We start from the raw sequence: 13,565 nt of genomic DNA, 5'->3' as shown, positions 1-13,565 counted from the left end.
GACGGACCCCCCGTGTGCACCACTCCCTCCGGCCCGAGCTGCGCCTTCACCGGCAGGCCCACGGCGTGCCGGTTCAGCTCGGCGACATCGGCGGCGGGCAGGGGCTCGGCCGCGAGGCGCACCGCCACCAGCGAGTAGATCACCTCAGGCAGGTCGATCGCGGCCTCCAGGTCGACCTCGTCTGCCTCCGGAGGCGCATCGAGCCCGGGGTGTGCGCAGGGGCGGTCAGGCACCTTGCTGCAGCGGTCCGATGAGGGTGCCGGTGGCGACCTTCAGCCTGCCCTGAGCGAAAGACGTGCCGGGGATCTGCCCGTCCGGGGCCCGGAGCGTGAAGGATGCCTCGTCCGCGGAGACCTGGCGGGCGTGGTTGGGGACCTGGATGTCGAAGTGCACCGGGTGGCCGGGGCCGAAGGTCACCACGGCGCGCTGGTCACCGTACTGGCCGACAGTGATCCGGGTCTGTGAGCCGTGGTCGGAGAACCGCACGCCTTTCGGCGAACTGGCCAGTTGGCAGGGGTCGTAGCCGCGCGGCGCGCTCAGGGTGACGCGGTAGTGGTGGTGCCCCGCGCTGGAGGGCGCCTCGGTGATCTTCGCGGTGTGGTTGGCCGGACGGCATGCCGAGGGGGCGGTGCCGCTTTCGGTCGAAGGGGAAGCCTGCGCAACTGCGGGGGCCGCGGCGGCAAGCAGCACGGCGGCGAGGGTGACGGCGGTCTTGCGGTTGGTACGCATGAACAATCCTTGCCTAGCTCGATGGCCCCGCGGGTGCTCTCCAACGGAACCATGGTCGCTATGTCCAATGCCCCCTCGCACCTTCCGGGAATGTCCCAAGATCGTCACGACCATGACGGCAACCGCCGCACGACGGCGTCGGGCCGGCGGCCGCCCGGAACGCCCGGCCACGAGGTCGTCGCCCGCCGCCGGCGCCCGCCGCGCTGCAGTGCCCGGCAATGGAAGGCCGACGACCTGACCGGTCGCGGTACGTGCCACGCCGACGACATCGCCGGCGCATGCCGGCGGGCGGGAGAGACTGGCGGAGCTCGTCGCCACCCGGCTCGGGGCGCTCCGTGCCGACCCCGACCACGTCATGCACGGAGGGTCGTACCCCAACCCTCCGGTCAAGGTGGGCAGGGCGTCAGCCGTCCAGACGTCCTCCAGTCCCTGATCGCCACTGGCCGACGGCGATGTCAGCGGCGGCTGCCAGGATGATCGTCATGACTCACACCACGGGCGTGGTCCACCAGGACGCGGCGGATCTCGCACAAGGCCTTCTCACCCACGACGATGCCGAGCTGGACCGGCCGTTCACGATCCTGATGCACAAGGAAGGAAACGGCCTGGTCGAACGCCGTGAGGCCCTGCGGCCGATCTACGAGACCATCGTGGCGCGCGTCGGCCGGCCCACGTTGCTGGGCGGCACCGCACATGGGCCCAGCGTGCGGTGGAGCAACCGCGAGCGGACACTGCTGCTGTCCGGGGACCACGGCGTAGCGACGCTGTCCGCGCACCAGGCGGAATCGTTCGCCCGGGACGAGTTCTGGAGCTTCGACTCGGGCCGCCAGCCCTACGCGTGGCAGCTGGACCGCCATGGCCCCGGCCACGACCACGGCTGGACCTTCAACGGACACGCGGCAGCAGACGACTGGACGTCGGCCGAGGAGCGACTGGCAGGGATGCTCGCCTCCTGGGCGGAGCACATGCCCGTACAGGCCCCCGGCGACTGGGCGGGCTTCAAGGTCTGGGCGTCCCGGGACCGGGGGCGCACCATGATCGTGTCCTTCGATCCGTCGGACACGAACTGCGAGTTCCACGTCGCCATCGAGGACCGAGATCACGAGCAAACGCCCGAGCGTGCAACGGAGATGCGCGCGAGGGGCTGGCAAAGCGTGGACGAACACCGATGGTGGCGCACCACGCTGCCCGAGACGGACCCGACGGCAGCCGCCGCACTCGCGCGAGTGGTCGTCACCGATCTGCGGGCCCGCGGCACCACGTGCCCGGACGAAGTGACCGCCTGGGACATCAGCGCCGGTGACGACGGCGAACTGTGGGTGCCCGGCATCGGGGTCGACGTGCATCCGCGCCGTGGAGAGCACTACTAGGCGCTTGCAGTCTCTGTGCAGCCGATAACTGCAACCCTCAGTCCCCTCAGTCCCCTCAGTCCCGTCAGTCCCGCCCTCCGGGCTAGAGTCCATCTGAACTGCGGCTTTCCTGCGGGACCGGAAACGGGACTATAGATCTTGAGGATGTTCACTCCTGGTGGCCGAGGCCGCCCTCCGCCCCCTGCAAGGCGTCGCGCAGGATTGGCAGCAACTGGACACCGGTGCCCTGACCCCGACCAACCAGGCTCGGCGCGAGCGAGGAAACACCCGCGGGATCCGAGGAGCCGTCATCCGCCGGCTACTCATGCGTCCGTGGTGGCCACAACCCGCATTACCCATCGACTGTTCCATGTCTCGTACGCCGTGGAGGACACATGGCGGCTGTTGAAATCGGCAACCTCGCCGCTGCCGACCTCAGCGAGGTAACCCCCGCGGTCAAGCACCGCTGCAAGCAGCTCCAGAACCGGGCGGGCATGATCGACGACTGCCTGGCCGGCGCCGGTCTGTTCATCGCCGCGCAGCCGTCAGAAGCTGCCGAAGAAGCGGTGCCACCAGGTGGGTCGCTGAACGTGTCCGGGCAACTGGCTCGGCCCGGCGTAGTCGAACTCCAGTAGCTCCTCGGGAACGATCGCGTACCCGAGGTCGGCCAATGCCCCATTGACCTTGTCCAGATCCGCAGCGTCTAACTCGCCCTCGGCTTGCGCGTCCCCGGTGCCGAGGAAGGCACCAGGGTTGTCGGCGCAGACCAGCGCCAGGGAGCCGAACTTGCTCACGCAGACGACAATCCGGGTTCCGCACACGGTCACATCTGCCGGCACGGTGACCCGCCCGTACTCACTGGAGTCCTGCGTGTCCCGCTCACTGACACATGACGTGGCGAAGTCGCCCTCAAGCCGTGCCACGAGACCGTTGAACAGCGTGCCAGTCTCACCACGGTCGTAGTCCCGGGGCCACTCCAGCCACTCTGGATCATCGAGCTCGCCCAGCAGGGCCACCAGATCCGCTTCGTGTTTCGTCACGCACAGATCTTGGCGGATCAGCGGCAGACCCAGATGGAGGACGAAAATCCCAGCCGTCCGAAGCCGATGCCTGTGATCTACTGCCGGGCATGCCGTTGCTGCTGCTGGACCTCGACAACACCCTGGTCGACCGCGATGCGGCCTTCCGCAGCGCCGTCGCCAACTTCCTTGCCCAGCACGGCCTGCCCGACTCCGACCTCACATGGGTGACGACCATTGACGCCGGCGGTTATACCGCCCGGCACGAAGCCGCCGCAGCTCTGACCGGCCGATACGGCGATGCGGTACCAGCCACCGCTATCCACGCCCTTCTCGACAACGGCGTCACGGACCACGTCGTCCTGGCGCGCTCCTCCCGAAAGGCCCTGACCAAGGCACGGGCCGGCGGCTGGACCTGTGTGATCGTCACCAACGGCCGCACCACCCAGCAGGAAGCGAAGATCCGTAACACAGGGCTCGACCAGCTCGTCCAGGGCTGGGCGATCTCCGAGGCCGTCGGCCACAAGAAGCCGGAACCGGAAATCTTCCAGGTGGCAGCAGCAACCGTGAGCATTCCCCTGCCTGGCGCGTGGATCATCGGCGATTCACCGCATGCCGACATCGCCGGTGCCGACGCGCTCGGCCTTCGAAGCGTCTGGGTGACAGACGGCCGACCCTGGACCCAGGACTCCTACCAGCCCACCCACGTTACGAACGACGCCGCCTCCGCGATCAGCCACGCCCTGAGGACACCGGGACAGCGCCGCGCCGGCGGGGGCGCGGGACCGGGGACTGATTGAGCGGGCGGAACTCGACGCGAGTGCCATGGCCTTGCCGGTTGAAGCGCTGCACGAGATGGCCGACGATGTTCTGGTGGCGCGGGGCGAGCTCTTGCCAATTTCTCGATTTGTTCCTCAAGTTGGGCCAGCAGCGCGGTGACCGTCTCGGGTACAGGAGCAGCCGCGGTGCCGCAAATGTCGAAGGCCGAGTGGTACGGCGGCGATTCGGCGTGGCCACCGCGCCGGGATGTCGATGCCGTTCACCAATCCCCCTCTCTGCTCGTCCATCGCGGGCCGCCCGACCTTCAGCGGCACGGTCCTCGAGACCGGCGCCGACTCCTGCCGTCTCGCCGGCGCAGCCGGGCTCGGGCCGGGGAGTCCGCCGTGGCCCGCCCTGCTGACATCTGCCGTCCCACGCCGGGCGGTGGCATCACCTACTCGCCCGCGCGGGCCACAAGCAGCGGCTGGAAGAAGCCCGTCTCCTGCGGCATCCGCCACCCGACGTCGACGAACCCGGCCTCAGCCACGAGGCCGGTCAGCCGGTCCCGGCCCAGTGCCCAGTATGTGGTCCGGCGGACCTTGACGCGCCATTCCCCGTCTGCCTCAAAGAGTTGGAAGTGCTCCAGGTCGTAGTGCTCGCCGTCGTCGTGCCAGTGCCAGAGCTGGAAGGTGACGGTTCGTTCTCCGTCGTCAGCACAGTCGCCGATCCGGTGGACTTGTGGAGGCGTCGAAGCCAGGCGGTCGCGCACCAGGTCGTCATAGGGGCGTGTGCTGACCAGCAGCCGGCCGCAGGGGCGCAGCACACGGCGCATCTCGGCCAGGGCGGCGTGCGCATCCTGCTCTGTCAGCAGGTGAGGCAGAGAGTTGTCAGCGCATACGACGGCGTCGAAGGAGCCATCGGGAAATGGGAGGCGTCGCATATCGGCGGCGGCAGTGCAAAGGCTCAGGCTCCGGCGAGCGGCCTCACGGGCAGCGCGGGCGGCGGCCCGGGGGCTGAGGTCGGTCCCGGTGACGCGGTGCCCGCGCAGCGCCAGGCCGATGGCCTGCGTTCCAATCCCGCAGGAACAGTCGAGCACCGCCGCACCATCCTGGCCGATCTGGGCGTCCAGAGCGTCTCCCTGCCGACGGATGCTCGCATCCCAGTCCGGGTAGATCAGGTGGTAGTCGTCAGCCAGCTCGTCATAGAAGTGCCCCACCGATGTCTCGGACATGGCCCGAGATTAACGCGCCCTCCCCCACAGGCGCCCCGGTCGCCCAGTGACCGACGCAAACCCGCTCACCGCAGTGCCGTGCTTCCCCCGTGAACGTCTACGAGCGCGCTGATCACCAGTTGGCGTGGAAACACATCGGCAGACGCTGCTGCCGAACATGAACCCAGCCACGGGGCTGGGCATCGCGGTCTTCGACGAGGGGAATGCAGACCGACGCGATCGGCCGGGTGCCTGGAAGCGGTGCGGCATGCGCGGCCTGCGGAACGCTCGTCGGCGAGCTCCGCGAACGCGGGCAGACGACTTCAGCGGCCGCTGCGCCTGGCCCCCTCTCGCCGCTCCCACCAGCACGAATGCGGCCGCGGGTTCCGTACGGCGACGTCCATGGGGGTGCCCGAGCGGCATGTACTGATCGGGCAGGGTTTCGGCGTAGTCGGGTCGCGTCTGATTTGTGCTCAAGCGCGGCCGACTTCGACAAGATCAAGGCGTACCCGCAACCGCCATGCCATGGGAGGGGGCGGCGGCGTCCCACCCCGGTGCGAAACCGCCGCCCACTCTCCATCCCGCCTCTTGCTTAGCCTATCGAAATTCGATAGATTCCCATCGTAACTCGATGGAAGGATGGGTCATGGGAAAGCTGGCAGTGCGTGCGTTGCGCGTCGTGCTCGCGGTGGTGCTCGTCGGCACCGTGTTCGTACAGGCATCGATGGTGTGGGTGTTGGTCAGCGGGAGTGACCCGGAGGACGGGTCGCTCCCGCTGACCCCGCTGCGCGTGATCACGATCCTGGGCATGGTGTCGGCCCAGGTCGCCCTGGTCTGCGTATGGCGACTGGTGACGATGGTGCGACGCGGAACCGTGTTCTCCCACGCCGCCTTCCGGTACGTGGACGCCGTGATCGGCGCGATCGTGGCGGCTGCCCTCCTGTGGTTCGCGGTCACGGCCGTCAATGCGCCGGGCCAGCGGGACGACCCGGGCGTCACTGTCATCATGGGCGGAATTGGCCTGGCCATCCTGGGGGTCGCGCTCATCGTGCTCGTGCTGCGGATGCTGCTCGCCCAGGCTGTCGCGCGCGAAGTCGAAGCGGCGCACATGCAGGCCGAGTTGGACGAGGTGATCTGATGCCGATCACCGTCGACATCGACGTGATGCTGGCCAGGCGGAAGATGTCCGTGGGCGAGCTCGCGGACCGCGTAGGGATCACGCCCGCCAACCTGGCGGTACTCAAGAACGGCCGCGCCAAGGCGGTGCGCTTCGCGACGCTCGCCGCGCTCTGCGAGGTGCTCAAGTGCCAGCCGGGCGACCTGCTGCGCTGGGAGGCCGAGGACGCCGCGGGCGGATGACGTGCACCGGGGTGGGCGTGAAAACGCCTGGCACCACCGGCCCATGGCACGGCACGTGGGCTGCATGGACGTGGATCGCCGACCACCCGCAGCACCGCCCAGACCCCGTTGGATAAATACCGGTTGACCTGCACCGCACCGTCCTGGTCGGCGATCGCGACCTGCGAACGCCCCCACCACAACCCCCGTCCTTCCAGCGCGGAAGGGCGGGGTTCGTCGTTGGGTGGACGGCCAGGGCTACGCCGTAGTCAGCCGCGTGGCGATCTGTCAGTTCGACGCGGTTCTGGGAACGTGACAGGCACGGGCTTCGAAGATCATGGAGTTCTCGACGCCCCGTGATCCGAGTGGAAGACCGTGCCGGCCGACGCATCAGCGCCGCCCCCGCCTGCCTTCGACCATCTCCGCGAGCATCCCGGGGCCGTGCCCGTGGAGATCCCGGGCCTGCTGGAGCGACTGGCCGAGGCGCCCGACCCTCGCGATCCGCGCAGAGCATTAGCCGCAGGACCCCTGAGAACCGGTCAGCGCACCCACGCCCGCGCCTGCGTCCCGTGCCGTCCGGATCGTCCGGATCGTCCGGTGGCGATGTCACTCAGTCAGACGCCCATCTCACCGTTTCGTCGAGGTTGGCGCTCTCAGCCGGGACTTCACCGTTGCGCGTCCATACTTCCCCACGTCCACCACCCTGTACGGGCGTCAACATCACGCATCGTTCGTGCGAACCAGAACCGTGCCGGTCGCACGGCGCGTCCTCGCCTGCATCAGGTACATCAACAACCTTTATTCTCACCTGAGTTACACCCATTGCCAGGCACAAGAGCTGGGAGCCGGATCGCGATGAGCAGCACCAACAGGGACGAGCGGGACGACTCTGCCGATGGGGGCATCAAACCGCTCGCGGCCTTCGACCCGGTGCGTATCGGGCCGTATCTCCTGCTCGGTCGGCTCGGTGCGGGTGGCATGGGGCGGGTCTTCCTCGCCCGTTCCGAGAGCGGGCGCACCGTCGCCGTGAAAGTGGTGCACGAAGAGCATGCGTCCGACGAGCGGTTTCGCGCACGGTTCCGGCGGGAGATCGACGCGGCCCAGCGCGTCGGGGAGCGCTACACCGCTCCCGTCCTCGACTCCGGTCCCGACGACGATCCGCCATGGGTCGCCACCGGGTACGTTCCCGGGCTCTCCCTCGAACAGGTCGTGCGTCGGCACGGACCGCTGCCCACCGCCTCCGTGCGCGCAGTCGCGGACGGGCTGCTGCGCGCCCTGAAGGACATCCACGACGCGGGCATCGTGCACCGCGATCTGAAGCCGTCCAACGTGATGCTGACCGTGGACGGGACAAAGGTCATCGACTTCGGCATCGCACGGGCCCTGGAGACGTCCGCAGAGTCGCCGCTGACCAGTACAGGGATGGCCGTGGGCTCGCCCGGCTTCATGTCGCCGGAGCAGATCCAGGCGCAGCGCGTGGGGCCGAAGAGCGATGTGTTCACCCTGGGGAGCGTGCTTATGTACGCGGCCACGGGGCGGCTGCCCTTCGGGCACGAGGCCAGCAATCAGCACGCAGTCATGTTCCAGATCGTGCAGGACGAGCCCGACCTGGACGGGGTCGACGACCCCGCACTGCGGGCGCTCATCTCGCGGTGCCTGACCAAAGACGCCGGGCAACGGCCGGACGTGGAAACGCTGTTGGCGGATCCGGAACTGGTCAAGACGGTCGCGGCCAAGGACACCCTGCTGCCCGCCGACGTCGTCGCGCACCTCGCGCAGCAGTCCGCGCGGCTGCTCGACGCCGAGGCGGCGCCCCACCGGGCGGAGCCCGTGGACCGGTCGACCGTCGGGCTGCGGCCGCAGCCCGGACCGCCGGAACCCGTCCCCGCGGCGGGTGGTTCCACGATGCCGAAACCCGAACGGCGGCCTGCCCGTCGGCGCCGCACGCTGATCGTCCTGCCCATCGTCGCCGTCATCACCGTCGGCGGCGGTGCGGTTACGCTGCTCCATCCCTTTGGGGGCGGCGGGGACGGAACACATGCCAAGTCGCCCCAGAGCAGCACCAGCGCCACTCCTGACGGGAGCAAGGCGCCGAGCGAGACTGGCAGTTCACCTTCCGGGAAGGGGAACGGGAAGGATGGGAACGACAGCAAGGAGCAGCAGGGCGACAAGGGCGAGCAGAGCGCGGCGAAACCCAAGGAGAGCACCGGGAGTTCGACGGCGTCCAGCGGCGCCGGCGGCTCCGACACAAACGGCGGCTCCGACAGCGGCGCCACCAGTAGCGGGTCCGGCTCCTCGGCCTCGGGCGGCGGAGGTTCGTCCGGCGTCGGCGGCTCGTCCACCGGCTCCCCGCCGCCCGCTTTGAAGAGCTACAGCGCCAAGTACACGAATTCCTGCGTCGGCGCATGCTCCATGCCGATCCTCGTGAGCTGGTCGGCGATCTCCCGAGCGACCCGCTACGACATCCACTACACAAACAAGGGCAGCCAGTACACCGAGAAGAACGTCGACACCATCCATTCGACCGGTAACACCAGCTACACGATCACTGGTCCGTACTCCGGTGACGAGATCTGCCTTTCGGTACGCGCGGCCAACAAGTACGGGGCCTCTGCCTGGGCGGAGACCTGGTGCACCACGGTGCCCTACTAGACACACAGTCTTGACTACTGCGGTCTGCTGCCGGGCGGGGCGGGCGAAACCGATCAGGAGACCGTAGAAGATCTCACTCCGGCTCCAGTGGTCTTCGGTGGTCCGGCGCCCTGGTCACCCCGCCCCGGCGGGACTGGGCGTCGGCCGCCCGCGCGACGCCGAAAAGACACGGAGATCGGCTGCAACCCGCAAAACCCCGTGGTCAACTGCCCGGCGCCCTCAACGTCGTGAACTCCCCCTGAGGCCGCGCCGAACAGCAGCGCCGTAGCCGTTCCCGGCAAGATCCGGAAGACACGTCCTCACACAATCAGAAGAGGCGCTCCTGCCTACGTGTCAGACGATGCAGTAGGAGCGTCCCATTCCGATCTTCAGTGGTCCTGCAGGAGGTAGCGGTGACTACTGGTCGGAGGCTCCATGCTGCTTGAGGGGCTGGTAGCGGTTGGCGAGGGCGTGGAACGCCTCCTTGGGTTCCCAGGACGTGTCCGGGTAGGTACGCGCGTCCGCGGGGTAGTCGCTGTGCTCGTCGAGGATCTTGACGATGCCGTAGGAAGCGAGGTCGGGGTCCGGTCCGGACAGACGGTGGGGGGTGCCGTAGCCGGCGAAGCTGAACCAGAAGACGGAGTGGACGCCTTCCTCTTCGAAGATGGTCATGAGGTCGTCGAGATAGCGGACCTGCTCGCTCTCGTCGCGCACCAGGTCCGGCTTGAGGGTGACACCGTCCGGCTCCATGGCCACGTACCAGCCCGCGCCGCCGTAGTCGCCCGCCCCTCGGAAGGTGCAGCAGCCGACCTCCATGATGGCGACCGGCTTGCCGTGGGCGAACTCCTTGCGCAGATCGTCGCGGTAGGTGGCGGCGTTACGCAGGCCACGGAAGGCATCCAGACCGACGATGTCGAAGGGGCTCCAGTCCACGCCGTCCAAGGGGCACGAGGCGTAGCTGACCGGGCCGGCGAAGAGGGGGCGGACGGTGCGGACGACGTCACCGAGGAAGGCGTTGACCTTGTCGGGGATGGGCCGGAGTGCGACTTCGCGGTCGGGGCCGGCCAGAACCGGGATGCGGTCGTTGAAGGTGTCGCCGGGCAGGTACCCGCGGGCGAACAGGCTCAGTTCGCAGCCGGTGACGAGAACGACGTCAGCACCGTCGTGACGCAGTCGTTCGGCTCGCTCTGCACAGTCGGCGAAGTACGGAAGCATTTGTTCGTCGGTCATCTCGCAGGGGAACGGCGAGAACCAGACCTCCAGCCCGACTGCAGCCGCATGCCGCGCGGTGGTCTCGATCCGGTCCGGGTCGCCACCCGTGATGCGGATCGCGGTGCAGTGCAGGTCCTCGGCGATCACCTGCATGTCCCGCGCGACGGCATCGGCGTCGAAGAGCGGGCGGGAGGTATCGCCGTTGGGAAAGGTGCCGGTGTCGTAGTGGATGCCCTTGCCTCGCATGCCTTGCACCTCCGATAAGAATCCACGTCTCGCTTACGGTGCGATCGTCAAGTCTCCAGCGGCGTCAGAGTCAAGCCCGGATGGTGATCAGCTGTGTGAACCCGATCGCTGCCTGCATGCCGACGGCTCCGCCCTTCTCAGGGATGGGCGGGTCAAAAACGGCACTTGGCGAAAGGAGGGGGCGCGGGCGGTCCCGGAGCCGGTCTGTCTACGAGCCGTGCAGCCAGACCCGCAGCGGACCCACGGGCTCGAAGCCATGGCGAATGGCGACCGCCAGGTCGTCGCCCTGCTCGTAGCCGACTACGGGGAGGGTGGGGAACAGCCGATGCACCGCGCCCAGCACGACCGGCCAGGCCCTGTCAGGGCCGCCGTCCAGCGCGAAGACATTGGAGATTCCGACCACGTGGTCGCTGCGGCTGGCCACCGCCCCGGCGACCACTCGGCCGCTGGCAGAATGCCCGGCGAGCACGAAGACAGCTGGGGCGTGGGGTACGTCGTATCGCCGCCACCTAAGGGGTTTGACACTTGGGACGATTTCGATCGCTCGCGGCCGCCTGAGGATCAGGGGTCATGGTTCGCCTGCAGTGATCCCTCGGGTGTGGGCCCGCGTCTGTTCTTTCAGCGAGTTCCCGAGGGCAAGGTCGTCAAGAATCGGGTGCATCTTGACGTGCGGGTCGGCACCGGGCTCGTAGGGGAAGAGCGCCTGGCCACGCTTGAGGCCGAATGCGCACGGCTGGTCGCGCTCGGCGCAGTATGCGTGCAAGTACTGCGTGCCGATGAGGACAACGAGTCGTGCATCTCGATGCAGGACATCGAGGGCAACGAGTTCTGTCTCGACTGAGCATCCTCCGAGACGGCAAGGTGGGGAGCTGTCCCCCTTTGACTTCCCCTCAACGGCCATCCGGTGGGCGAGAGTTGTCCCGTGAGGGCGAGGTTGTGAAGCCGGGCGATGCCGGGCATCGCGGTGTGACCGTGGCAGAGCCTGCTCGCCCGCCTGGCTGAGCTCGTGCAGGGACTGAGGGCTTGGGCCGCTCGTGTGGCGGGTTCACCAGAATTCCACGTGCGCGCGGGCGACCGCCGCCGCCCGTCGTCCCTGATCGTCACGACAGGCGGCGTGCTGGAGAAGATCCGAGTGCCGCGGACGGGTTCGGACAGGCCACGCAAGAAGCCCGCGAGCCTGGCGGCGAGGAGCTCACCCACACCATGCTGCGCAGTCCCGCACCCGCCCGCGACGCTCAAGGCTTCGCCTCCCGCATCAAGGCAGTCTGACCGCGGGCCGAGTGGCCACTACCTCGGTGCCTGGAAGCCCCCGATCTGCTGCTCGAGCAGTTCGGCCAGCCGCAGCGGGGTGCGGTCCTCGAACATCGGACCGATGAGCTGCACTCCCATCGGCAGGCCCTCGGGGGACCGACCCGCGGGTATGGCGGTGGCGGGCAGGCCGGGCATGGTGGCCAGGCCGGCCCAGACGAGCTGGTCGAGGTACGGGTACTCGACGCCGTCGATGTCGATGCGCCGTTCCAACAAATTGGGCTTGTGGTCGTGCGGGAACGCGGGCGTCGGCGTGATCGGGCACACCACGACGTCGAACTCGGCGAAGAGCTGCCGCCAGCCGTGGCGGTGGAGCTCGCGCCGGCTGTTCGCCTCCATCCAGTCGCGGTGGCTGAACACCATGGCGCGCAGCCGCACAGCGTCCAGGCTCTGGTCGTCTGCGCTCAGTCCGGCGGCGCGGGTCTGCAACTGCTCGTGCGATTCGATGGGAAAACGTGCAATGGAGCTCGAGATCAGCAATTGCGTGTAGAGCGTCGCGGCCTCGGTCAGGTCGGGCAGCAGCGGACTGTGCCGTTCGACGCGGGCGCCGCCGTCGACAAGCGCGTCGGCCACCCGGTTCACGCCCGCCCGCACGGCGGACCCGGTCGGAATGAGCGGATGCTCATCGAGGACCAAGACCCGGAAGTCGCGCAGCCTCTCGTGGCGCGCGGGCGGCAGCGTCAAGTCGTGCGCCACGCCGAACGTCAGCGGGTCCGGTCCGGCCATTACGTCGAGCAGGAGCGTGAGGTCGCGGGCAGTGCGCGCCATCGGACCGACGACGGCGAGGTCATGGTCGGACGGCAATGCCGGCGCGTCCGGCGGGACCATACCGCGGGTCGCCGCCAGCCCGAGCGTCGGCTTGTGCGCGTAGACACCACAGAAATGAGCGGGGGTGCGCAACGAGCCGGCGATGTCGGAACCGATGGACAGCACGCCGAAACCGGACGCCAGAGCGGCAGCCGAGCCACCTGAGGACCCGCCTGACGTGCGACCGTGATCCCACGGGTTGTTGGTGGTGCCGTAGATCTCGTTGAAGCTCTGCACATCTTGCAGCCCCAACGGCACATTGGTCTTACCGAGCACCACCGCGCCGGCAGCCTTGAGCCGCGACACCTGGACCGCATCGTCGGCCGGCACGAAGTCCCGGTACGGCGGCATACCCCAAGTCGTGGGCAGCCCAGCGATGTTGAAGGACTCCTTGACCGTCGCCGGAAGACCGAGCAACGGTCCGTCCTCACCGCGAGCGCGCGCCTGGTCGGCACTGCGTGCGGCCGCCCGCGCACGGTCGAAGTCCGGCACGCAGACCGCGTTGATCGCCTTGTCATCCCGCTCAATACGAGCGATCGCCTCGTCAGTCAGCTCCGCCGAAGTCACTTCACCAGCACGCAAAGCGGCCAGGAGATCCTCGGCCGTCCGAAAGTTCCACTCCATGAAATCGACCGTATCGACCGCTCGATAAGGCCACAAAATGCCGCTAAGCGCAACGGGTTGAATACGTCAACCTACCCTCACGATGGTCCTCCGGCCACAAATAGATCACACGCCAGCCGCAGCTGGCGACGGCCGCGCTCAGTGGCTCCCCCGCCCCCCGTCATGGCCGCCTTGCCCCCTTACCTGCCCCAAACGGGAGGAGGTCAGGTAGTACCGATTGCTGTCATCCGGGTCAACGCCCCAGCTGAGAAGCCGTCAAACAGACTGGTGCTACCCGTGTCCACGGCCAGATCAGCACCCCATCATCCATCTCCGTACTTGGCGACCGTGCTG

The 13,565-nt window shown here is 68.3% G+C and carries 11 protein-coding genes and 2 pseudogenes; 6 read left to right on the top strand and 7 right to left on the bottom strand.

Going from position 1 to position 13,565, the window contains the following annotated elements:
• Positions 1–53: 53 nt before the first annotated feature.
• Both OHA58_RS37900 and OHA58_RS37895 read right to left on the bottom strand, forming a co-directional pair.
• Positions 54–233, bottom strand: a pseudogene (locus OHA58_RS37900) (ABATE domain-containing protein); the annotation flags it as partial.
• Entirely contained in the window at positions 226–729 is a 504-nt protein-coding gene (locus OHA58_RS37895; RefSeq protein ID WP_405484383.1) for a hypothetical protein, read from the bottom strand. The pseudogene OHA58_RS37900 and the gene OHA58_RS37895, both read right to left, overlap by 8 nt.
• A 482-nt stretch (positions 730–1,211) precedes the next feature.
• Here OHA58_RS37895 and OHA58_RS37890 point away from each other — a divergent pair, with 482 nt between their 5' ends.
• Complete coding sequence (locus tag OHA58_RS37890; protein WP_405484381.1) at positions 1,212–2,099, top strand: hypothetical protein; 888 nt, start codon at positions 1,212–1,214, stop codon at positions 2,097–2,099.
• 524 nt (positions 2,100–2,623) lie between these two features.
• Here the strand turns inward: OHA58_RS37890 and OHA58_RS37885 are convergent.
• The gene (locus tag OHA58_RS37885) at positions 2,624–3,118 is read right to left on the bottom strand and encodes a hypothetical protein (RefSeq protein ID WP_405484379.1); all 495 of its coding nucleotides are present in this window, start codon (positions 3,116–3,118) and stop codon (positions 2,624–2,626) included.
• A gap of 89 nt (positions 3,119–3,207) precedes the next feature.
• On the opposite strand from OHA58_RS37885, the gene OHA58_RS37880 reads away from it, so the two are divergent.
• Positions 3,208–3,897 (top strand): HAD family hydrolase, encoded by a 690-nt coding sequence (locus tag OHA58_RS37880; RefSeq protein WP_405484377.1) that lies wholly within the window; start codon positions 3,208–3,210, stop codon positions 3,895–3,897.
• A gap of 413 nt (positions 3,898–4,310) precedes the next feature.
• Here the strand turns inward: OHA58_RS37880 and OHA58_RS37875 are convergent, their stop codons facing one another.
• A complete protein-coding gene (locus OHA58_RS37875) occupies positions 4,311–5,087 on the bottom strand; it encodes a class I SAM-dependent methyltransferase (RefSeq protein ID WP_405484375.1) in 777 nt (258 codons plus the stop codon).
• Between the two features lie 625 nt (positions 5,088–5,712).
• Between OHA58_RS37875 and OHA58_RS37870 the strand changes: the two genes are divergently transcribed.
• The 3 genes from OHA58_RS37870 to OHA58_RS37860 all read left to right on the top strand — a co-directional run bounded on the left by OHA58_RS37870 (position 5,713) and on the right by OHA58_RS37860 (position 9,056).
• Positions 5,713–6,204, top strand: a complete 492-nt coding sequence (locus tag OHA58_RS37870) for a DUF2975 domain-containing protein (protein WP_405484373.1) — start codon at positions 5,713–5,715, stop codon at positions 6,202–6,204.
• Entirely contained in the window at positions 6,204–6,425 is a 222-nt protein-coding gene (locus tag OHA58_RS37865) for a helix-turn-helix transcriptional regulator (RefSeq protein WP_030609318.1), read from the top strand. Before OHA58_RS37870 ends, OHA58_RS37865 begins: the two co-directional genes overlap by 1 nt.
• Before the next feature lie 834 nt (positions 6,426–7,259).
• A complete protein-coding gene (locus OHA58_RS37860; RefSeq protein WP_405484371.1) occupies positions 7,260–9,056 on the top strand; it encodes a protein kinase domain-containing protein in 1,797 nt (598 codons plus the stop codon).
• Between the two features lie 396 nt (positions 9,057–9,452).
• On the opposite strand, the gene OHA58_RS37855 is transcribed toward OHA58_RS37860, so the two are convergent.
• Together OHA58_RS37855 and OHA58_RS37850 are read right to left on the bottom strand one after the other, a co-directional pair.
• Positions 9,453–10,493 (bottom strand): hypothetical protein, encoded by a 1,041-nt coding sequence (locus tag OHA58_RS37855; protein WP_405484369.1) that lies wholly within the window; start codon positions 10,491–10,493, stop codon positions 9,453–9,455.
• Positions 10,494–10,701: 208 nt separating this feature from the next.
• Positions 10,702–10,974: pseudogene (locus OHA58_RS37850) on the bottom strand (hypothetical protein); the annotation flags it as partial.
• Between OHA58_RS37850 and OHA58_RS37845 the strand changes: the two are divergent.
• Positions 10,948–11,334 (top strand): VOC family protein, encoded by a 387-nt coding sequence (locus OHA58_RS37845; protein ID WP_405484367.1) that lies wholly within the window; start codon positions 10,948–10,950, stop codon positions 11,332–11,334. The pseudogene OHA58_RS37850 and the gene OHA58_RS37845 sit on opposite strands and share 27 nt — an antisense overlap.
• 446 nt (positions 11,335–11,780) lie before the next feature.
• On the opposite strand, the gene OHA58_RS37840 is transcribed toward OHA58_RS37845, so the two are convergent.
• Positions 11,781–13,232 carry an amidase gene (locus OHA58_RS37840; RefSeq protein ID WP_405484365.1) on the bottom strand — a complete coding sequence of 484 codons (1,452 nt, stop codon included), beginning with the start codon at positions 13,230–13,232 and terminating at the stop codon, positions 11,781–11,783.
• Positions 13,233–13,565: the final 333 nt, after the last annotated feature.

The organism is Streptomyces sp. NBC_00009, assembly GCF_045040855.1.
Taxonomy (GTDB): domain Bacteria; phylum Actinomycetota; class Actinomycetes; order Streptomycetales; family Streptomycetaceae; genus Streptomyces; species Streptomyces aureus.
This window is presented reverse-complemented; position numbering and strand designations above follow the sequence as displayed.